Origin of the sequence: Caulobacter sp. 602-1, assembly GCF_003931565.1 — a bacterium.
Taxonomy (GTDB): domain Bacteria; phylum Pseudomonadota; class Alphaproteobacteria; order Caulobacterales; family Caulobacteraceae; genus Caulobacter.
Map to the genome: position 1 here is coordinate 1 of NZ_RRYI01000221.1, position 271 is coordinate 271.

1 protein-coding gene is annotated in these 271 nt (G+C 73.1%); it reads right to left on the bottom strand.

What is annotated here, in order from left to right; translation table 11 throughout:
• Positions 1-271 (bottom strand): TolC family protein (locus EIK80_RS25955; protein ID WP_158624772.1); only part of this gene is annotated, 271 nt, incomplete at both ends.

A 271-nucleotide genomic window follows, 5' to 3' on the forward strand; every position in this document is an offset into this window, starting at 1 on the left:
GGGCGGTTTCCGTCTCGGCGAAGGCGTTCAGGACGACGCCGCGATAGCTGGCCGCCGCCTGGGGCTTGCGAGCATCCGAGGCCTGGACCTGAGCCTTCAGCCGGCCGCCGTTGAAGATCGGCTGGGCCAGGCCCGCCCCGATGGTCCACAGCGCCACCGGATCGGGCAGGGCGTCGGTGAACACGCGGTCGGCCGAGACTGACAGGCGCAGTTGCGGCAGCAGCTGGGCGCGCGAGGCGGCCAGGCTGGCGTCGGCGGCGATCAGGCTGTC